A 19,943-nucleotide genomic window follows, 5' to 3' on the forward strand; every position below is an offset into this window, starting at 1 on the left:
ATGGTCACACTCATCTGGAACGACCTGCGCCACCATGCCCGCCAGTGGCTGTGGTCACTGCTCGTCGCCACCGTCGGCGGCGCCATCATCGGCGTCATCATCACCGCCTGGTACAGCTCCCTGAGCTGGGCCCAGGCCCAGGGCTCGGCCGAGCTCATCAACGCCGCCCACATCATCGGCTCCAGCCTTGTCTCCTACGCGGGGCTGGCCACCGCCGTCATCCTGTCCACGACGCTGGGCCTGACCGTCTCGGCCCAGCAGCGCTCCCACGCGCTGTGGAAGGTCCTGGGCATCCCCGGCAGCCGCATCCGGCGCATCATCCTGGCGCAGGTCGGGGTGATCGGGCTGCTCGGAGGCGTCATGGGGGCGGTGGTCAGCCTGCCGCTGGTCCGCGTCTACCTGCTCACCTGGCGGGAGTTCGACGTGTTTCCTCAGAATCTGCCCATCATCATGCCGGGCTTCGGGGTGCCGTTGACCATCGCCGTGACGATGCTGTTCTGCATCCTGGGCGCGATGGGGCCGGCCCGGCGGGCGGCGTCGGTCCCCGAGATGCAGGCGCTGCGGGAGGCCACGGCCCCGCGGACCCGGACCCGGTGGTGGCAGTGGGTGGTCGTCGGCATCATGCTCCTGGGGCTGGTCATGACCCCCTTCGAGAGCTCTCTACCCATGAGTGACGCGGAGAGGGCGGAGATGGCCACGTCCGGTATGAACCTCAACGACCCGGGGGATCGCGCGATGGCCGGCGCCTCCATGGGGCTCCTCGCCGCGATCGCTGCCCTGAGCGTGCCGAACTGGACGCTGCGGCCACTGCTGACCTGGTGGACCGCCCTCATCCCGGGCCGCAGTCCCGCCTGGTTCGCCGCCCGCGCCAACGCCCGCCATCGCGCCTCCCTGTCGATGACGACGATCGTCCCCTTCGCCATCGCCGTGGCCCTGACCGGCACCGTCTACGCCGCCGTCGGGGCCGGCCAGGCCACTGGCGCGCAGGGTTCGGTCAGCGGGTTCCTCTCTGTCGGGGTTCCAACCTTCTTCATTTCCGGCGTCGGCGGGATCGCCAACATCGCCATGGTGGGGCGGGCCCGACGCCAAGAAGGGGCGCTGCTGGGGGTCATCGGGGCGCGCACCCGCACGGTTCTGGCCTCCACGGCGCTGGAGGGTGTCATCTACGCCGTCACCGGCATCCTCTTCGGGCTGGCGGCCACCGCCGTCAGCGCCGTCTACGCCGCGCTGTACTCCGGGGGCGGGACGGCGGTTCTGGTCGCCTCGGTCCCGGTGGGGCTGCTGGCCCTCGTCAGTGGGATCTCGCTGGCGCTCGCAGTGGCAACCACCTGGCTGCCCGCCCAGCTCGACCGACGCTCCCTTATGGACAACCTGCGCCAGCCGGTGTGAGACGGTGTGAGACGGTGTGAGACGGCGTCGGGTTGACCGTGCTGCACCCGTCGAGCTGGGTGGCGGCGTCGGGCTGACCGTGCTGCACCCGTCGAGCTGGGCACTTCATGTGCAGACCTACCGAAGAACAACGGGGCTGCGCGATAAGTGCCCGGCTCGCGGCCTCAGGCGGAGGCGGGCGGGGCGACGTCGGCCAGGAAGGGCAGCAGGGCCCGGACGAACCCCGCAGGGGTCTCCTCCTGGGGGAAGTGGCCGGAGCGGTGGACTGTTACCTGACGCAGGTTGCCGGCCACGTGGTGGGTGTCGCGCGCGTAGGCCTGGGCGGGCTGGACCGGGTCGAGCTCGCCCTGCACCGACAGGACGGGCACCGTCACCGGCTTGTCCAGGGCCGCCGTCTCCGCCCGGGACAGCACGAGGTTGCGCAGCGGCTCCAGGGCGCTGCGGGCGGCGCCGGGTCGGGACAGGAGCTCGGCGTAGTAGGGGGCCTCCTCGGCCAGTGCCTCGCGCGTGTGCGGCCCGGCCCAGGAACGCAGCAGGCCCTCCAGGGCGCTGCGGCTGCGCAGGCGGCGCTCGGCCAGGCCCGGGATCCGCAGGCTCGCGTACTGCAGCGCCGGCCCGGACAGAGCCCGGGTCCGTAGCGAGCGCAGCGCGAGCGGGTGGGGGGCGCCGACCGGGACGATCGCCGTCGTCAGGTCCGCGGCCAGGTGCGGCAGCGCCCAGGCGATTTGACCGCCGAGCCCCGCGCCGACGACCACGGCGCGCTCGTGCCCCAGGGAGCGGACCACGGCGGCCAGGTCCTGGGCGAGCGTCACCAGGTCGTAGCCCGACGGCGGCCGGTCCGAGCCGCCGAAGCCACGCAGGTCGAGGGCCGCCACGCGGTGCCCGGCCTGTGCCAGGGCGGGGATGACGTGACGCCAGGTCCACCAGCACTCGGGGAAGCCGTGCACCAGGAGGGTGAGGGGGCCGGCTCCGGCCGGGGCCTCGGGGCCCGCCAGCGCGACATGGAAACGAGTGCCGCGGGCGGTGAGGTTGCGGTGGGTCCAGGGGCCGGGGCGATTGACGTCAACAGGCACGCCCGCAGCCTACTGGTCGGCGCCCCGTACCGGCGACGGGGCCGCCCGGCACCGCCCACATCGTCCTGCACCGCCTCAGGGGCGCCCGCCGGGGACATTCTGCGCGGCTGGGTGCGTGTCGTCCCGGCCGGGGACAAGACGCGCGTTGGGGGACAGGTATTCGGTCCCCGGCAGCGTCGATAGTCCCCGGCGGTACTGGAATGTCCCCGCGGGTGCAGGTGTGTCCTCGTCGGCGCAGAATGTCCCTGTCCGCGGAAGGGAAGGAGAAGGCATGACTGCCCAGCGCCACCATGACTCGGCTGATGGTTCTGCCGATGACCTCGCCGAGGGTGCCCGCACTGACTCCTGCGGGTGTGCGCATGCGGATGTCGGGGCCACAGACCCGGTTACTGACCCGGCGCCCAAGGACGGGGCGGCCGCTGGGGCCTGCGGCGCTCAAGGGGAGGAGGAGTCGGCGCCCGTCTCACCCGGACGCCTGGAGGCCTTCAGCGACGGGGTCATCGCCATCGCGATCACCCTGCTGAGCCTGGAGATCAAGCTGCCCGACGGCGGCGGGAGCCTCCTGCACTCCCTGGCTTCCCTGTGGCCCAGCTACCTGGGCTTTGTCCTCAGCTTCCTCCTGGTGGGGCAGGTCTGGCTCAACCATCACGCCATCTTCGTGCGGGTGCGCAGCGTCGATCAGTGGATGCTCATCTGCAACCTCTTCCTCCTGCTCGACGTTGCCTTCCTGCCCTTCGCCACCTCGGTCCTCACCCGGTCCCTGGAGTCCGGCCACGACGAGCGCACGGGCGCCGTCTTCTACGGGATGGTCATGATGGTCGGCGGGTTGTTCTTCAACGCCCTGTGGCGGGCCTCCATCCGGGACCGTGGCCGCCTGCGAGCAGGGGTCTCCGAGGCGGAGGTGCGCTCCATGACCCGGCGCTTCGCGATGGGGCCGTGGCTCTACGCTCTGGCCGCACTGCTGGGGATGGTCAGCGCCTGGCTGAGCGTGGTCACCTACGTGGCCCTCATCGTCTTCTACATGGTCGGCCACCGGCCGCGGCGAGTCAGCCCAGCAGGAGACTGAGGGCCACGTACACGCCGGTGCCGCCGATGAGCGACAGCCCGATGGAGCGCCGCCACAGGTGCAGACCCGCCGTCGCCCCGATCCCGCCGACGGCCGGCAGCCAGCTCGACGGCGACAGGCTCACCCCACCCAGCGTGTAGGCCACCAGAACGATCATGACCCCCAGCGGCATCGCCCGGGACAAGAAGGCCAGCAGCGCACTGCCCTGACGCCCGCGCAGCAGCACGAAAGGCACGATCCGGCACACGAAGGTGATGACGGTGACGACCACGACGGCGACTGCGATCTGCGAGTTGGTGAGCATCAGCTGTCCCCCCGCTCCGACGTCGGCGCGCTCGCCCCGGGGCGGCGGCCGCGCCAGGCGTACAGCCCCACCAGGCCGGCGCCGAGGATCACCAGCGCGGTCAGCAGTGCCGCCGAACCACCGACCGCCAGGCCGACCCCGCCGGCCACCAGCCCCACGCACAGCACCCCGATATCGGGGTGATTGCGCCAGTTCTCAATGGCCAGGACCACGAACAGGGAGGTGAGCACGAAGCCGAGCAGCTCGATGCGCTCACCCACCACGGAGGCCAGCGCGGTGCCGGTCAGTGCCCCGACGGTCGTGCCCGACACCCAGGCGGCGTGGCTGATCGCCTCCACGCCCACCAGGTAGCGCCCACTCATGGCCCGCCGGTCGCGCGCCGCCAGCAGCGCGTAGACCTCGTCGGTGATCGCGTGGACGGCGTAGAGGCGCGTGAGCGCCCGGCCCCGCACCCGCTCCAGGGGGAAGCCCAGCCCGTAGAAGACGTGCCGGCCCGAGACGAAACCGGTGGACAGAGCGATGGTCGCCAGCGGCTCGCCGGCACCGGCCAGCGGCACCAGCAGCATCTGCATGGTCCCGGAGTAGATGACCAGGCTCCACACCGGCGCCCACCACCAGGCCAGGCCCTCGGCGACCAGCAGCATCCCGGCCGCCAGCCCCAGCGTCACGTATCCCACGACAATGGGCACCGCGTCCCGGGCCGCATCGGCGAGGGTCTGCATCCGCCGAGCCGACGGCGCTCCTGCCTCTTCGGCCCCGGAAGGCGGCGGGGCGGCGCCGGGCTCAGTCACGTGGGCCGTGGCCGTCGTCCCGCCTGCGCTGTCCGGCCCGGCGCGCCAGGTGGCCGACGACGGCGACCATGATCGTGAGCACGCCCATGAGGATGAAGCGGCCCGAGAGGCCGTCGTCCATGACATAGGTGGACAGGGCCTTACCCAGGTCGGAGTGGGCCTGAAGCCGATCCACCGTGGGCCCCAGGATCGACTTGGTGACCCCCGGCAGGAGGACGAAGGGCAGCCCGATGACCGTGCTGAAGGCGCCGACGACGAAGGCCCCCAGCGAGGATCGCGAGATCATGAACAGGGCGGCGGCGCAGGCCGCGGTCCCGCCCAGAATCTCCAGCGCACCCATGGGGGAGGCGGCCGACGGCCAGGCCGAGGGGTTGCCGCCGGTCAGGGTGGCGGCGCCGTCGTGCACGAGGAACCAGGCCAGGGGGAACAGGACGACGGCGACGAGCACCCCGGCCCAGTGGGTCTCGACGCGCGAGCCCGGGGTGCTCAGCGCGCTGGCGCCCTTGAGGAGGATGGAGTCGTCGTCCTCGTCGGCACCGGTCATGGCCATGGCGGCCTGCCGGGCCCGCGAGCGGCCGCGCTCCTCCGGGTCGTCGCTCTCCCCGGCGTCGGCGCTCGTGGACAGGCCCCGCCCGGTGGGGGCGGCTGCGAACCAGTCGGGCGTCTGCTGCGGGGAGGGAGCCGACGGCGAGGCTGCCGGCGTCGGGTGATAGTCCCGGGTGTCCGCGGAGGCGGGGGCCGGCTGGGTTGACGGGGTCGTCTGGGCTGACGGCGCCCACTCGGACTGCGGCGTCGTTCCCGCTGGGGCGGGGGCCGGCGCGTCGGCGGGGGCCTCCGGGCGGAGGTCGGAGAGCCCGATGTACGGGGAGGAGGCGGTTCGGGGCGCTGCCCCCATCCCCTCCGTTGACGGGGCGGGAGCCGGGGCGCCGGCGGAGAAAGCGGGGCGGGTGGAGGTCGGCGACTCGGAGGAACGCGCCGAGGAGGCGCTGGCCGCGGAGCCCGTCCGGGCCAGCTGGGCCGCGGGGGTCGCCGGCCAGGACGGGGCCGAGGGGCGGTTGTCCGCGTCGGCGTTCACCGGCGCTGCCGCCTCCGGCTCGGCCGGTGACGTCGAAGCGGCCACCGATGGCCCCGAGGTCGCTGACGGCGCCGACGCCGGCACCTGCGGCTCGAACTCGGACCGGCTCGATGAGGCGGGCTCCGGCGAGTCCGCTGACGGGGCGGCCGGTGTCGTCACGGTCGCCGACGGCGCGGCGGGAGCCGCGAAGGCCGCTGAGACGGCGGGGGCCTCAACGGGCGCGAAGCCGTCGTCGGTCTCAGCGGCGCCCTCATCGCCATCACCCTCCTCACGGTCATCGACGTCGGCTGCCTCGGCCGTGCTGGCAAACGTCTGGGAGCCGGAGGCCGGTGGAACCGGCGTCCAGGGCTGAGCGGCGGCCGTCGAGACAGATGCTGAGGTGGGTGTCGAGGCGGCTGCCGGCTGCGCAACTTCCTCGGCAACCTCCTCGGCAACGTTCTCGGTCACGTTCTGAGCATCGTCCTCGGACTCCTCGGACTCCTCGCCGGCTCCGGCCACCCGCTCGGCCTCGCCGGTCTCGACGTCTTCCGCGTCGAGCTCGCCGTCGATGTCGCCGTCGAAGTCCGCGAAGTCGTCGGAGATGTCGTCGAGGCTGTCGATGGTGGAGTCGTCAGTGTCGTCCACGCCGACGGCGGCATCCGCGGTGCCGGTCGCGGCGGAGGGGGTCTGCGGGGTGGCGCCCGCGGTCTCGTTCGCGGCGCGGGCGGCGCCGGTGGCCACCGAGACGGGCACGGCCCTCACGGCAGGGGAGCCGGTCGCGGGCGTGGGGATCGCCGGGGTCGCGGGGGTGAGGTCGGCCTGCGCCTCAGGGGTGTCGAGGTCATCGGCCCCGGCCGGCTGCTCCGACTGCGACGAGTCCTCGAAGTCCTCGAGCTCGTCAAAGTCCTCAAAGTCCTCGAAGTCCTCAGCCTCGATGAGGCTCTGCGGCGCCGCGGCGGCATCGGGGGCATCGGCGGTGTCGGCCGCGGGCAAGCGTCCGTGACTGTCCGCGGCCGCTGCTGTCGCGGGCGCCTCGGCGGACGCTGTGGTCGGCTGGCTGGTCGGCCGGTTGACTGGCCAGGTGTCCGGTGCACCGTCCTGCTGACGGGTGGACTCGGCGCTCACTGCCGGGGCCTCATCCTCATCGTCCCCATCGTCCGCCAAAACGGGTGAGGGCGCCTCCGGGGCGGAGCCGGCGGAGCTGCTGAGGACTGCCGCTGTGCTGGCTGTGCTGGTCGTGCTGCTGGTCGTGCTGTTGGTGGTGGCTGCGGTGGCTGCCGGAGCGACTGCGGCGGTGGCCCCGGCGCCCTGAGGCTCCTCGGCGCGGGCGGGCTCAGGAGTCACAGCCTGTACGGAGACCCGGGAGGCGGCGTCCTCAGCGGTCTCGGCACGGGCCTGCGAGGCGTCGACGACCTCGGGGGCCGCCGGCTCGGTTGCGGTCTCCACGGAGACCGGGGCGGTGTCGGTGACCGGCGCGGGCTCCTCCTCGACCTCGCCGGGCTCCGACGACGGAGGAATCGACGGCGGCACGTCGGCGGCTGCAGCGGGCCCGACGGCCGACTCCGCCTCGGCGGCCCGGCTCCCGGCGGCGCCGGGGAAGGACGCGTGCTCGCGGAGGTTGAGGGTGTCGGCCTCGTCGTCATCGGCCGCGTCCTGCTCGTTGGCCCAGTCGTGGGCTGCGTCATCGGTCGTCTGGTCCACATCGGCGCCGGCGGCAGCACTGACCGCACCGGCCTCGCCGTCCTGGGCCGCCGTCGCCCGGGGCGTGGGGGAGGCGGATGGAGAGACCTGGGTGACCTTGCTGGCGAGGCTCGCGAGGGAGGCCGAGACGAGACCCTCATCGACCAGGTTGACCGTCGCCTCTCCCGAGCGGGCGTCCGTGGCCGCTGTCCGTGCGGTGGGCGTCGGGGCCGCCTCAGAGGCCGGGGCGACGTCATCGGAGGCGACGGGTGCCTGCGGTGCGGTGCGGTCTGTGTTGTCGGTGCTCACGAGGTCTCCTTACGCATGCACACGGTAGTAGTAGGGGCGGGGATACCGGAAGGGACCGGTCAACTCCGGGACGCGGAGTCGGGCATGGGGCCCTCAGGCGGCGGAGCGCAGCCTGGCCAGCGCGTTGGCACGGCCCTGCCGGCGAGCCACATGTACTCCCCAGCCGATCGCCATGAGCTCGATGCCGATGGCGGCGAGCACGACGGCGTTCGGGCCGTTCGGCAGGAGCCTGGAGACCAGATGGCCGCCAGGGATCATATCGTTACTGAGCGCGGGCACCGCGGCAAGAACAAGAACCGGGCCGATGACGCGCGCACCGAGGGTGGAACGCGACGTCGAGGCGCCGGCCGCGGCCAGGGCCAGGAGGGAGATGAGGACGGCTGCCAGCAGCAGTGGCCCGGTCTGGACGCCGGGGGCGACTGCATGCAGGTAGGCGCGCGGCAACAGATAGGCCGTCAGCGCCAGTCCGGCGATGACCCAGGGCAGGGACAGGAGGTGATCGCGACGGCGTGAGGGCGGCGGCGTCGGAGTGGTACCCACGGTCCGGTCGGCCTCGGTGAGGCGGAAGGCGGCGTGCCCCTGGGCCTGGCCGGCGCGGCGTGCCAGGCGCATCCCCCAGGACCCGCCCAGCCACAGGCCCGCCAGGACGAGCATGAAACCGGTGCTGACGAGGTGCTGAAGCCAGGGCTCAGTCAAGGAGGCCGCGTGAATAGGAGCCAGGAAGACCATCGACTGGGCGGTCAACGCGGTCAGCCCGGTGGCGAGCGCGCCCAGCGAGGAACGGCTGGCGAACAGGACGGCGGCGGCTGAGGACAGCAGCAGGAGGGTGCCGAGCAGCAGGCCGGTGCGCAGGATCGAGGTCTGGTCGGCGGCCAGGCCCAGGAGGGCGGAGGCACCCAGGGCGAAGAGGACTCCGACGGCGGCGGTGAGCACGTAGTCGGGGCGGCGACTGCGCGGTGGCCGCCCCGATGCGCCAGGGGTCGCGGGTGGCGGGCCGGAGCCCGGGGCGTAGTGGGAGGGGGAGTCAGTCACCTGATCGAGTCTAGGGGGTGCGCTCGCCTTGTGCTGGTTTCCTCGGGATACGGGGCCAGGGGTGCCTGAGGGCGCCTGTGGTCGGCAGTGACCGCGGTGTGTCACAGTGGGGGTGTGGTGCGAATGTCTGTGGGGATCGGGCCCTCGGAGCCCGGTGGGCCGAAGAGGCCCGCAGCGTGGGGCGCGGAGAGCCGGACCGGCGTGTTGACCGAGGGGTTGAATATTGGTGGGGTCGGCGCAGGTGCGCGGGCCGGGGCGGCCACCGACGGCGCCCCCACGCCCGGGGATCCGGCGCTGGAGGCGCTCAGGGCCGTGGCCGCCGACGAGCGGGTGCGCGCCGCTGAGGACGCAGTGCGTGAGGCCTGCTCCGAGCTGCGCTGGAACGAGGCCCTGCGGCGCCGATGGCGTGAGGCCCGCGCCGAGGCCGCGATCCGGGGCGCCATCGCCTCGGGCGGCGTCGAGGGCGCCGTGGTCTCCGCCGAGGTGCTGCGCGAGCAGGTGGCCGCCGGCTCCCTCACCCAGGCCGCCACAGGGGACCCGGGCCTGGACGCCGTGGCCGGGCTGTGGCGCGCCGGGACCCGCCTGGTGAGCTGGATGCCGGACCTGGTGGGGCGAGGTCGGCCGGTGGCGCCCTCGGCGCGCTCGCTGCTGGCGGCGCTGCACCGCGACGTCGTCGGTCCCCTGGCGGCGGGCGGCCGGTTGGGCCTGGGGGAGGTCGGAGTGCCGCGGGCCCGGCAGGTGCATGCCCGCGAGGGCGGTCCTGGGGCCGCGCCGCAGGGCGAGGAACTGGTGGCGAGGCTGGCGGGACTGGTCGATCTCATCGAGACGCCGCAGGCGCCGGCGCTGGTGCGGGCGGCCATCGTGCACGCCGAGATGCTGACCGCCCGCCCCTTCACCGCCGGGAACGCCGCCGTGGGGCGCCTGCTCGTGCGTCACCTCCTGGTGCGTGACGGGCTCGAGCCGACCGGTACGGCGGTCACCGACCTCTACCCCGGGCGGGTGCCGGCGGCCTACGCCGAGGCCGCCGGGGCCTACGCCTCGGGCACCATGGACGGGGTGGTGGCCTGGGTGGTGTGGCAGGCCGAGGCGGTGCTCGCGGGGGTACAGGAGGCCCAGCGCCTGTGCCGGGCGGTGCAGGCCGGCACCTGGCGGGCCGGATGAGCCCCGGGGCGAACCCTGCTTGAGCTCAGCTCGGGGCCCGGCCGGAGGACTCAGCTGCCGCGCGGGCTACGTTGGGCAACAAGGCAGGCGGCGGTGCCCCCGACGGCCAGCACGCCGGCGACGTGGGCGATGACCGAGGCCCGGGTCGACAGGCTCGGGGGCTCCCAGCGCGGCCGCAGCCGTACCGGGCGGGCGAAGTCGCGCACCGGCCAGTCCCGCTCCTGCGCCAGGCGCCGCAGGTCCCTATCGGGGTTGACGGCGACCGGATGGCCGACGGCGCTGAGCATCGGCTCATCGGAAATGGAGTCGGAGTAGGCCCAGCACCGGGCCGGGTCGATGCCGTGGGCGGCGGCGTCCTCGTGCAGCGCCACCACCTTCTCCGAGTGCAGCATGGAGCGGGAGATGCGCCCGGTGAACAGGCCGTCCTCACCGACCTCCATGTGGGTGGCCACCGCCCGGTCGGCCCCGACGAGGCGGGCGATGGGGGCGACCATCTCGGAGATGGAGGCCGAGACCACCACGACGTCGTGCCCGGCCCGACGGTGGCCCTCAATGAGGTCGAGGGCCTCGGCGTAGACGGCCGGCTCGATCGCCGTGGTCAGGGCGCCCTCGACGACCTCCATCAGGTCCCGGCGGCTGATGCCGGCGGACATGAGGGCCAGGTGCTCCATGAGGGTGCTGGAGCGCTGGGTGCCGGCGCCCACCAGGAGGTAGGGGATCTGGGCGATGAGCCCGTAGGCCAGGGCGCGGGAGGAGATGAGGCCGCTGCGCCGCATCGGGGTGCCCAGCGCCCAGGTCGACGACGTCGCCAGGATCGTCTTGTCCAGGTCGAAGTAGGCCGCCGCTCGGTGTCCGGCGGGGGACGGACCGGCAGGGTGGAGCTCCGGCGCAGCCGGTGGGGCGGTCGGTGCCGTCACCGGTGATGTCGCCGGCAGTCGGGAGGGGGCGCTTGCGCGGTCCTGCGCGCTCATGGACCCATCTCACCACGAGGGGAGCTCCGGTGTCAGGCGTGTGAGCCCCTCGGTTGCCTGCGTCGTCGCTGGGGCTGCCGCGCTGGGCGGTCCCGAGCCACGGTGGGACGCGGTGGGCGCGGGGCCACAGGCGCGTTTCTGCTCCCCGTCTCCACAGGGCCGACGACGCCGCCGAGCGCAGCCGCAGGCGGGCCCGCACCCTGGTGGAGAGCCGTCCGCGGTGTTCCAGTACCGCCCGTGCGGGGTACCGGCCGGGGAGCCGGGAGACGGCTGTGGCAACGGTCGTGGCAACGGCCGGCCGTGGGCAGGACCGGGGAGACAGTGAGGGAACGGAAAGGAGAGGGCGATGCCGGTGGAGATGCCTGTGAGGCAGACGCCCGTTCCCGCAGGGGACGGCGCATGGCAGCCGGGGCAGCCACAGCTGCCTGGGACATCGGCGCAGTCGGAGGAGACGCTGACCATTCCGGCAGTGGCGGCGTCCGGGGGCGCGGCGGCTCCAGAGCCGGAGGAGAAGGACCCGACGTCGGAGGCCACGGAAGGAGCCAGGGCGAGGCAGGTGGCGCGGGTCAGACCGGCGACGGGGCGCAGGCCGGTGTGGGACGGCCGAGACGTCTCCTTCCCTCCCCTGAGGCCCTCCGCCGGTGAGCCTGCGCAGTCCGGTGCTGAGACGCAGCCGGGGGAGAGGGGAAGGATCCCGGGGGCGGTGCGCTCGGGGCGTCCCGCCCAGGTCCTGGCCGTCACCGGCGCCCGCGGGGGCCTGGGGGCCAGCGTCCTGTTGCTGCACCTGGCGTGGGCGCTGGGCCGCGCAGGCAGACGGGTGGCGATGATGGACCTCGACCCCACCGGCGGCCTGGACCTCCTGTGCGGGCAGAGCGTCCTGACCGGGCTGCGCTGGGCGGACCTGCCGGCCGAGGAGTCGGCCTTCCGGCCCGGCCACCTCGTCGGGGCCCTGCCCGTGTGGCACGCCATGCCGGTCCTCACCGGGGATGTGCGCGGAGGCCCCCTGCCGTGCGCGGCGGCGGTCCTGGAGGCCATGCGGGCCGAGCACGACGTCGTGCTGGTGGACCTGCCCCGCGGGGCTCCCCCGCCCCCGGGCGCCGGGGTCCTCATCCTGACCGGGCTCGACCTGCGCTCGGCCGTCGCCGCCGAGAGCATCGCCTCGCGACTGCGGGGCACGGCGCCCGCCGCTGTCGTGGTCGCCGATGCTGAAGCCGCCACGGCCGCCGACGCCGCTGCTGGGGTGCCGGTCTGGCTCGTGGCGCGCCAGGTGGGCGAGGACGTCCTCGCCGAGGACCTCGAGCTCATCACCGGCTGCCCGGTCCTGGGACAGGTGCCCACCGACCGGGTCCTGGCCAAGCGGCTGGCCCTCGGAGAGGACCCGGTGCGGGCCCGCTCGGCCCTCCGGCGCGCCGCGAGCGCCCTGGCCCGCGAGCTGCTGCCCCGGCTCGCCGACGCCGCAGCGTCGGAGACCCGCACAACGAACCAGTTGGCGAATCAGTCGGCGAGCCGGCCAACGAGCCAGTCAGTGAATCAGTCAGGCGATCAGCCCAGGAGGCAGTCATGGTCCCGGTAAGTCCCGGTCAGCCGGGTGCCTCCGGCGGGGGTGGGGCAGACGGCCCCGAGCTCGCCCGTGTCCGCAGCGCCCTGGCCCGCGGCGTGGGTCTGGAGGAGGCCCTCAACGATGCCGCCGCCCCCGCCACCGGACAGGTGGGGATGGCGCGCCTGGGCCAGAGGGTGCGCGCCGACGTCGACGGCGCCGGGCCGATCCTCCAGCCCCTCATCGAGACCGAGGGCGTCACCGACGTCCTCGTCAGCGACGGGCGCACCTGGATCGACCGGGGGCGCGGCCTCGAACCGGTCCCCGCAGCCGCCATGGATGAGCCCGAGGTGCGGGCCCTGGCCGTGCGCATGGCTGCCTCCGCGCACAAGCGCCTCGACGACGCCTGCCCCGTCGTCGACGCCACCCTGCCCGACGGCACCCGACTCAACGCGGTGCTGCCGCCCCTGAGCGCCGATGGCACTCTCATCAGTCTGCGCACCAAGCGCCGCCGCGGCTTCACCCTGGACGAGCTGACCGCCGCCGGCACGATCGCTCCCGGCCTGGACGAGGTCCTGGCCGCCCTCGTGACCGGCCGCGCCAGCTGCCTGGTCACCGGCGCCACCGGCACCGGCAAGACCACCCTCCTGGCCGCCCTGCTCTCACTCGTCCCGGCCACCGAGCGCATCGTGTGCATCGAGGAGGCCAGCGAGCTGCGCCCCCGCCACCCCCACGTCGTCCACCTCCAGGAACGCGGCGCCAACGTCCAGGGCGTCGGGGCGGTCGCCATGACCTCCCTGGTGCGCACCGCCCTGCGCATGCGGCCCGACCGGATCGTCCTGGGAGAGTGCCGAGGCCCCGAGGTGCGCGATGTCCTCACCGCCCTCAACACCGGCCACGAGGGCGGCTGGGCCACCCTCCACGCCAACTCTCCCGCCGACGTCCCTGCCCGCCTGACCGCCCTGGGGGCCCTCGCGGGACTCGACGAGGCGGCTGTCGCCGCCCAGGCGGCCAGCGCCCTCGACGCCGTCGTCCACCTGCGCCGGCAGGCCGGCACCACCGGGGCACGCCGGTACGTCGCCTCCATCGGCGTGCTGCGGCGCGGGGTAAGCCCGGCCGGAGCGGTTCTCATCTGCGAGGAGGCCCTGCACGTGACGGGCGACGGCCGACTCAGACCCGGCCCGGCCGTATCAGCGTTGCGGGAGCGGATCGGCCCACAGGCCCTGGCCCGCACCGGCCTTGACGGACTGCCCGGGGCGGGGGAGAGGAGATCGGTATGACGGGTGTGACCAGCTGGGTGGGCGTGGCCTGCGTGACGGGCACGGCCGCGATCCCACCCCCGGCAGCCCGCCTGGCCGGGCTGGTGGGTGGGACGGCGGGAGGCCCGGTGCCGGGCGCCTGGATCGCGGCGGTCCTGGTCGCCCTGGCCGCCGCCGTGCTCCTGCTGCCGGCCCGCCGCGACCTGCCCCGCGGCTGGACCACGGGCACCCCCGCGGCCCAGGCACGCCCGACGATGCGGCAGGCGGCGCTCGACGCGCTGCGCTCCCGACGCACCGGGGCACCAGAACCGGACCTCGGCCTGCTGCTCACCGAGGTCGCCAGTCTCCTGCGCGCCGGCGCCACCCCGCAGCGGGCTTGGACGCGCGCCTGTCGGCGCGCCGGCCTCACCGAGGGTGCTGAGCCCGACGAGGACGGCGTCCCACCCGTGCTGTGCGCGCTCGCGGACCTTCAGCACGTCTCGTGGCTGCCTCGATGGAGCTGCGGGCGCTTGCACTGGCATCCGCCCCCGCGGGGCCGGCGGGCCCGGCAGAGGCGGGCCACCGCCGCCGGGGTGCCGGGCGCCGTCGCCTCCTGCCGCCTGTCGACCGCTTTGGGAGCGCCCCTGGCCGACATCCTCCAGACCGTGGCCGGTGGGGTGGCCGAGTCCGGTCGCGCCGAGGCCTCCCGCCGGGCCGCCCTGGCCGGGCCCCGCACCACTGCCCGGCTCCTGGCGTGCCTGCCCGTGGTCGGCCTGGGGCTGGGGGTGCTCGTGGGTGCCGACCCCGCCTCCCTCCTGCTCGACGGCGGTCTCGGCAGCGCCGTGGGGGCGCTGGGCATCGGGCTCATGGTCGTGGGGCACCTGGTGACCAGGCGCCTCGTCCGCGCCGCGACTGCTGAGGGCGACGTCGTCGATGAGGCCCTGGTCCTGGACCTGGCCTCCGCCGCCCTGAGCGCCGGAGCCTCGGTGCCCGGGGTACTCACCGCCCTGGGTGAGGCTCTGGAGGAGGAGGGGCTTGGGGTCGTGGGGCGGGCCCTGCTGCTGGGCGCCCCGTGGGAGGAGGCCTGGCAGGCGCCCGAGGACGAGCAGTGGAGGGCACGGCGCTCCCGCCTGGAGTCCTGCCTGCGCCCCGGCTGGGAGGACGGGGCCTCACCGGCCGCTCTCCTGGCGGCGACGGCGGCGAGCCTGCGCGCGGGGAGGCATGCCCGCGACGAGGAGGCCGCTGAGCGCCTGGCGGTGCGCCTGGTCCTGCCGCTGGGCGCCTGCCACCTGCCGGCCTTCGTCATCCTGGGGATCGCGCCAGTCGTCGCCTCGGTCGGCATGAGCATGCTCAGTGGGTGACGACGCCCGCCCGAGGCACACTCAAGCGGGTACTCCTGCCCTCTTGGGTGCGCGACCCCCGGCGGCCTGGCACGATGGGGGCATGGCACTGTCGAAGAAGCTGCTGAGCCGCGACGAGGTCGTGGTGCGGCACATGCACACCCACATCAAGGTCCTCCTGTGGCGGTTCGTCGTCGAGATCCTCCTTCTCGTGGTCGGCGTCGTCGCCTCGGTCATGGCCCCCACCACCTGGCAGCCCTGGGGCATCGTGGCGATCTGGGTGGTGATCCTCGTCGTGAGCGTCCCCCTGCTGCTCCTGCCATGGCTGCAGTGGTACATGCACACCTACACCATCACCACCAAGCGCATCATCACCCGCTCCGGCATCGTCAGCCGCGTCGGCCACGACCTGCCCCTGACCCGGATCTCCGACATCCAGATGGACAAGGACGTCACCGACCGTTTCTTCGGCTGCGGCACGCTGGCCCTGCAGACCTCCGCCGATGACCCGCTCCTACTGCACGACGTCCCCCACGTCGAGACGGTCCAGGTCGAGATCTCCAACCTGATCTTCAACGACACCCAGGGCGCCATCGACGCCGACCCTCGCAGCTGAGCGGCACCGAGGCGTCGATACAGGGCGCAGATACAGCGCAGATACGGCGCAGATACGCTGATAAGACGGCGGCCGCCGGTCCCCCTGAGGGGAGCCGGCGGCCGCCGTCGTGATCGTGGTGATCGGGTCAGTCGAGGGTCTCGACGACGCCGACCGCCTGGGCCACGCCGGTCAGGGTGGCGGCGATGCGCACGGCCTCCCAGACCTGCTCGGTGCTCAGGCCCTCGCCGCGCACCGTGGCCTCGTGGGCGGTCACGCACTTCTCGCAGCCGTTGATGGTGGACACGGCCAGGCTCCACAGCTCGAAGTCGACCTTGTCCACACCGCCGGAGGTGCTGATGATGTTCATGCGCAGGCCCATGCGCTCGTTCTCGTAGGCCGAGCCCAGGAAGTGGCGCGTGCGGTAGGCGACGTTGTTCATCGCCATGATGGAGGCGGCGCCCAGGGCGGCGTTGATGGCCTCCTCGGACAGGTGGGTGCGGGCGTCCTCCATGACCTGGACCAGCACGGACTCGTTGCGGGTCGCGGCGGCCGCGGCCACGAAGGTGCCCCACTGCTGCTGCTCGGTCAGCGAGGAGGAGCGGGACAGGGTGGACAGGTTCAGGGAGAGGTCCTTGGCCCACTCGGGCAGGGCGGAGCGCAGGTTGTCGATGCTCATGTGTTCTCGTTTCGTCGTCGTGGAGATGGCGAGGTCAGGGGCTGGGGCGGGGCCCGTCAGCCCATCTGGCCCAGGGCGTCGATGGTGGCGGCGCCGGCCTGCCAGTTGCAGGCGCACAGCTCGTCGGACTGGAGGGCGTCGAGCTGGCGCAGGATCTCCTCGGTGTTGCGGCCCACGGAGTCGGCGGTCACGGAGACCGACTGGATGACGTTGTGGGGGTCGATGATGAAGGTGGCGCGGTCGGCCTCACCGGTGGCGCGCTTGATGCCCAGGGCCTCGGTGAGCTCGCGGTTGAGGTCGCTGGCCATGGGGAAGGGCAGGTCCTGGAGCTTGTCGTGGCTGCGGCGCCAGGCGTAGTGGGTGTACTCGTTGTCCACCGAGACGCCCACGACCTCGCAGTCGCGGTCCTTGAAGTCCTGGTAGAGGTCGCCGAAGGCGGCGATCTCGGTGGGGCACACGAAGGTGAAGTCCTTGGGCCAGAAGAAGACGACGCGCCAGGTGCCGGCGGGGACCTGCGAGGAGACGGTGGTGAAGTAGTCCTCGGGCTTGCTGGCCTCAACCTCCTTGAGGTTGCCGGGAACGACGGCGGTGAGCTCGTAGGCGGGGAACTGGTCTCCGATGGTGAGAACGGCCATGGGTACCTCCTGAAAGATGCGAATCGCGGTGCGAGTTGGTGCGGGTCTGCGCTGGCCCGCGCCGGCCCGGGTGGGGCCGGCGCGGGGCGGCTCCGTCGGTCCAACCGTAAGGGGACAGGGTCATAGGTGCAACTAAGCCGTGTCCTATTTTTAAGAAGGTATACCTTATCTGGTGACGCTGTGGTGACGCCGTCCGATCCCGGCTGTCGGAGCCCGGCGGCTGAGTGCCTCCACCAGACAGTGCTCCCCGTCGGAATGAATCGCCGCCCGGCGGTGTTGTCACACTGTCGCCGCACGCCCGCGCAACCAGGTCAGGAGAAGCCATGAGTACTCGTCTCAGCCGGATCAGCGTCCTCGAGCAGGTCCCTCTCTTCGAGGGGGGGGACGTTCGCCGCACCCTGGAGGACCTCGTCCACCTGGGACGCGGCCTGGAGGAGTCCGGCTACCACCGCCTCTGGCTGGCCGAGCACCACAACACGGGATCCTTCCTGTCCTCGGCGCCCGACCTGCTCATGATGCACATCCTGGACGCCACCAACCGTATCCGGGTGGGCTCGGGCGGCGTCATGGCCATGCACTACGGCTCGCTCCAGATGGCCGAGCGCTTCGCCACCCTGGCCACCCTCCACCCCGGTCGCGTCGACATGGGCCTGGGCCGCGCCCCCGGCGGGGACATGCGCGCGGCCGCAGCCCTCAACCAGGGCCGCGTCATCGACCCCGACGCCATCAACGCCCTCATCGAGGAGACGGTCGCCCTCCTGCGCGACGAGCTTCCCGCCACCCACCCCTACGCATCTGTCGAGGTCCACCCCCTCCCGGCCCAGATGCCGGAGGTCTGGCTCCTGGGCTCCTCGGGGCAGTCGGCCGCCTGGGCCGGCGTCCACGACCTCAACTACGCCTACGCCCAGTTCTTCACCGGCCACCAGCAGGTCGAGATCATGAACCACTACCGCGCCCACCTCCCCGAGGGGTCCGGCCGCGGCTCCATCCACGGGGGCCAGACCCTCTCCGCCCTGTGCGTCAGCGCCGCCGCCACCCGCGAGGAGGCCCGTGAGCAGGCCCTCGTGGCCGCCGACGCCCGCTTCAGCCTGCGCACCGGCCGCCCCATGCGCTTCCGTGATCCGGCCACTCTCGATGCCGCCTACCGCGCCGAGGTCGAACGCTACCTCGAGCGCGACACCGCCATCATCGTGGGCACCTACGACGAGGTCGCCCAGGCCCTGTCCTCCTTCGCCGAGAACCACGGCACCGAGGAGGTCATGCTCATCAGCTACATCGACGACGTCGAGGTCAGGACCCGCCAGTACGCCGAGCTCGCCGCCCGTCTCCTGTGAGCCTTCGGGTGCCCGGAGTCCCCTCGTGCGGCGGGGCGCCGGAGATGAGTGGAGCCCCGCGTTACGGTCGGTTCCATGAGCCCTGCGAGCGCCCGGTCCGCCTCTGAGTCCTCCTCCTTCCCGCCCCCGGCGGCCACGCCCAAGCAGGCGGCGAGCCTGCGGGCGGACCTGGCCGACTCCGGCTGGGGCGTGGAGGCGGTGGCCGCCCTCCTGGGGGAGGTCGCCGACGCCGCCCTGCGCCGCGAGATCCGCCTGCCCGCCCTGCGAGCCGTGCGCGCCGCCCTGGCCGCCGGGCCCGTCCCTTCACCCGTGGCCGTCCTGACCGCCCTGTTCATGCTCGGTGAGCCGGTCCCCGCCTCCGCTCTCGACGCCGCCCTGCCCCGCACGACGGCGGCGGGCGCCGCCGCCGTCGGCCTGGTCGGCGAGCCCGATGAGACCGGGTGTGTCCGTGCCCTGGTCGACCTGCGCCCCCACGAGGCCGTCGACGACGCCGGTGAGGTCCGCTGGTGGGTGGCCTCCGACCTGGGCGAGCTCGTCACCCGCCGGGCCCTGGCCCCCGATCACGTCCTGGGCGTCGGCGGCGCCGGCCTCACCCTGGCGGGCCTGACCCCGCGCACGCCCGTGCGCACCGCCCTGGACCTGGGTTGCGGCTGCGGCATCCAGACCCTCTACCTGCTGCGTCACGCCGAGCACGTGGTGGCCACTGACATCTCCGCGCGCGCCCTCGCTTTCACCGCCTTCAACGCGGCCCTGGCCGGCGTGAGCGTCACCGGCTCCGCCCCTTGTGCTGCCTCCGAGGCCGACGTCAAGCCCGGTCCCGCTTCGGGCTCCGGCGGCCTGGAGCTCCTGCGCGGCTCCCTCCTGGAGCCGGTGGCCGGCCGCCGCTTCGACCTCATCACCTCCAACCCGCCCTTCGTCCTCACCCCGCCTGCGGTGCGCGAGGCCGGCCTGCCCCTCATGGAGTACCGCGACGCCGGCGGCCCCATCCTGCCGGGGCTCGTCGCCGGGCTCGGCGAGCACCTCGAGCCCGGCGCCACCGCCGTCATGCTCGGCAACTGGGAGCACCGTGGCGCCGGCTCGTGGCGCGAGGCCGTGGCCGCCTGGCTCCCCGAGGAACTTGACGCCTGGATCCTTGAGCGCGAGCTCCAGGATCCGGTGGAGTACGCCACCATGTGGCTGCGCGACGGTGGCCTGACCCCCGAGCGTGACCTCCAGGCCTTCGACTCAGCCCTGGAGGCGTGGATCGATGACTTCGAGGCCCGTGACGTGCGGGGCGTCGGCTTCGGCTACCTCATCGTCCACCGTCCCCAGAGCCCCCGCGAGCCCTGGCGCCTCCTGGAGGAGGTGACCACCTCCGGTCAAGGGGTCCTGGGGCCGCATGTCGCCGAGGTGCTGGAGGTGCGCGAGCGCCTCGCCGGCCTCGACGACGAGGCCGTTGCCGACCTGCGCCCGCTCCTGGCCCCCGACGTCACCGAGGAGCGCCACCTCATTCCGGGTGCCGCCGAGCCCACGGTCATCCTGCTGCGTCAGGGCGGAGGGCTGGGGCGCACGCTGCAGGCCTCCACGGCGGTGGCCGCCCTGGCCGGGGTGGCCGACGGCGAGCTGAGCGTCGGGCAGGTCGCCTCGGCGGTCGCCGCTCTCAGTGGGCTGAACGCAGCCGATGCGGCCGCGCTGCGCGCGGAGATGGTTGAGGCGACCCGTCATCTCCTGACCACAGGATTCCTGCGTCCAGGAAAGTGACGACAGGCAGAATGG

General features: G+C 73.5%; 17 protein-coding genes. 9 read left to right on the forward strand and 8 right to left on the reverse strand.

The features are described 5' to 3' along the window. Positions 1 to 1,389, forward strand: coding sequence for an ABC transporter permease (locus JJJ14_RS01205; protein ID WP_201444465.1), 1,389 nt, complete (start codon positions 1 to 3; stop codon positions 1,387 to 1,389). A 164-nt stretch (positions 1,390 to 1,553) separates the two neighbouring features. Here JJJ14_RS01205 and JJJ14_RS01210 read toward each other — a convergent pair whose 3' ends face one another. Continuing rightward, positions 1,554 to 2,462 carry an alpha/beta fold hydrolase gene (locus JJJ14_RS01210; protein ID WP_201444466.1) on the reverse strand — a complete coding sequence of 303 codons (909 nt, stop codon included), beginning with the start codon at positions 2,460 to 2,462 and terminating at the stop codon, positions 1,554 to 1,556. A 271-nt stretch (positions 2,463 to 2,733) separates the two neighbouring features. Between JJJ14_RS01210 and JJJ14_RS01215 the strand changes: the two genes are divergently transcribed. Next, on the forward strand, positions 2,734 to 3,528 hold the full coding sequence (locus tag JJJ14_RS01215; RefSeq protein ID WP_201444467.1) for a TMEM175 family protein: 795 nt from the start codon (positions 2,734 to 2,736) through the stop codon (positions 3,526 to 3,528). Here JJJ14_RS01215 and JJJ14_RS01220 read toward each other — a convergent pair. From JJJ14_RS01220 to JJJ14_RS01235, 4 genes are all read right to left on the reverse strand, one after another. Then, entirely contained in the window at positions 3,509 to 3,832 is a 324-nt protein-coding gene (locus JJJ14_RS01220) for a branched-chain amino acid transporter permease (RefSeq protein WP_065362196.1), read from the reverse strand. The two genes, JJJ14_RS01215 and JJJ14_RS01220, sit on opposite strands and share 20 nt — an antisense overlap. Continuing rightward, on the reverse strand, positions 3,832 to 4,554 hold the full coding sequence (locus JJJ14_RS01225; protein WP_201444468.1) for an AzlC family ABC transporter permease: 723 nt from the start codon (positions 4,552 to 4,554) through the stop codon (positions 3,832 to 3,834). Before JJJ14_RS01225 ends, JJJ14_RS01220 begins: the two co-directional genes overlap by 1 nt. A gap of 61 nt (positions 4,555 to 4,615) precedes the next feature. Further along, positions 4,616 to 7,666 carry a hypothetical protein gene (locus JJJ14_RS12560; RefSeq protein WP_236592867.1) on the reverse strand — a complete coding sequence of 1,017 codons (3,051 nt, stop codon included), beginning with the start codon at positions 7,664 to 7,666 and terminating at the stop codon, positions 4,616 to 4,618. Between the two features lie 93 nt (positions 7,667 to 7,759). Next, the gene (locus tag JJJ14_RS01235) at positions 7,760 to 8,698 is read right to left on the reverse strand and encodes a hypothetical protein (protein ID WP_236592868.1); all 939 of its coding nucleotides are present in this window, start codon (positions 8,696 to 8,698) and stop codon (positions 7,760 to 7,762) included. A 201-nt stretch (positions 8,699 to 8,899) separates the two neighbouring features. Between JJJ14_RS01235 and JJJ14_RS01240 the strand changes: the two genes are divergently transcribed. Then, positions 8,900 to 9,859: a Fic family protein gene (locus JJJ14_RS01240; RefSeq protein ID WP_060956894.1), complete on the forward strand. Its 960-nt coding sequence runs from the start codon at positions 8,900 to 8,902 to the stop codon at positions 9,857 to 9,859. A gap of 50 nt (positions 9,860 to 9,909) precedes the next feature. Here JJJ14_RS01240 and JJJ14_RS01245 read toward each other — a convergent pair whose 3' ends face one another. Continuing rightward, positions 9,910 to 10,830: an HAD family hydrolase gene (locus JJJ14_RS01245; protein WP_201444469.1), complete on the reverse strand. Its 921-nt coding sequence runs from the start codon at positions 10,828 to 10,830 to the stop codon at positions 9,910 to 9,912. A 358-nt stretch (positions 10,831 to 11,188) separates the two neighbouring features. Here JJJ14_RS01245 and JJJ14_RS01250 point away from each other — a divergent pair, with 358 nt between their 5' ends. From JJJ14_RS01250 to JJJ14_RS01265, 4 genes are all read left to right on the forward strand, one after another. Continuing rightward, positions 11,189 to 12,403, forward strand: a complete 1,215-nt coding sequence (locus JJJ14_RS01250) for a nucleotide-binding protein (RefSeq protein ID WP_236592933.1) — start codon at positions 11,189 to 11,191, stop codon at positions 12,401 to 12,403. Next, the gene (locus JJJ14_RS01255; protein WP_201444471.1) at positions 12,391 to 13,647 is read left to right on the forward strand and encodes a TadA family conjugal transfer-associated ATPase; all 1,257 of its coding nucleotides are present in this window, start codon (positions 12,391 to 12,393) and stop codon (positions 13,645 to 13,647) included. The genes JJJ14_RS01250 and JJJ14_RS01255 overlap by 13 nt, the downstream gene beginning before the upstream one ends. Next, positions 13,644 to 14,966, forward strand: coding sequence for a type II secretion system F family protein (locus tag JJJ14_RS12565; protein ID WP_236592869.1), 1,323 nt, complete (start codon positions 13,644 to 13,646; stop codon positions 14,964 to 14,966). The genes JJJ14_RS01255 and JJJ14_RS12565 overlap by 4 nt, the downstream gene beginning before the upstream one ends. An 82-nt stretch (positions 14,967 to 15,048) precedes the next feature. Further along, on the forward strand, positions 15,049 to 15,561 hold the full coding sequence (locus tag JJJ14_RS01265) for a PH domain-containing protein (protein WP_201444472.1): 513 nt from the start codon (positions 15,049 to 15,051) through the stop codon (positions 15,559 to 15,561). A gap of 127 nt (positions 15,562 to 15,688) precedes the next feature. On the opposite strand, the gene JJJ14_RS01270 is transcribed toward JJJ14_RS01265, so the two are convergent. Then, on the reverse strand, positions 15,689 to 16,219 hold the full coding sequence (locus JJJ14_RS01270) for a carboxymuconolactone decarboxylase family protein (RefSeq protein WP_009405795.1): 531 nt from the start codon (positions 16,217 to 16,219) through the stop codon (positions 15,689 to 15,691). 56 nt (positions 16,220 to 16,275) lie between these two features. After that, the gene (locus JJJ14_RS01275; RefSeq protein ID WP_009747315.1) at positions 16,276 to 16,854 is read right to left on the reverse strand and encodes a peroxiredoxin; all 579 of its coding nucleotides are present in this window, start codon (positions 16,852 to 16,854) and stop codon (positions 16,276 to 16,278) included. 323 nt (positions 16,855 to 17,177) lie between these two features. Here JJJ14_RS01275 and JJJ14_RS01280 point away from each other — a divergent pair, with 323 nt between their 5' ends. Together JJJ14_RS01280 and JJJ14_RS01285 are read left to right on the forward strand one after the other, a co-directional pair. After that, complete coding sequence (locus JJJ14_RS01280) at positions 17,178 to 18,188, forward strand: MsnO8 family LLM class oxidoreductase (protein ID WP_010613109.1); 1,011 nt, start codon at positions 17,178 to 17,180, stop codon at positions 18,186 to 18,188. Positions 18,189 to 18,263: 75 nt separating this feature from the next. Beyond that, positions 18,264 to 19,928 (forward strand): DUF7059 domain-containing protein, encoded by a 1,665-nt coding sequence (locus tag JJJ14_RS01285; RefSeq protein WP_201444473.1) that lies wholly within the window; start codon positions 18,264 to 18,266, stop codon positions 19,926 to 19,928. The last annotated feature ends 15 nt before the right edge of the window (positions 19,929 to 19,943 follow it).

This window comes from Actinomyces sp. HMT 175 (assembly GCF_016694895.1).
Taxonomy (GTDB): domain Bacteria; phylum Actinomycetota; class Actinomycetes; order Actinomycetales; family Actinomycetaceae; genus Actinomyces; species Actinomyces oris.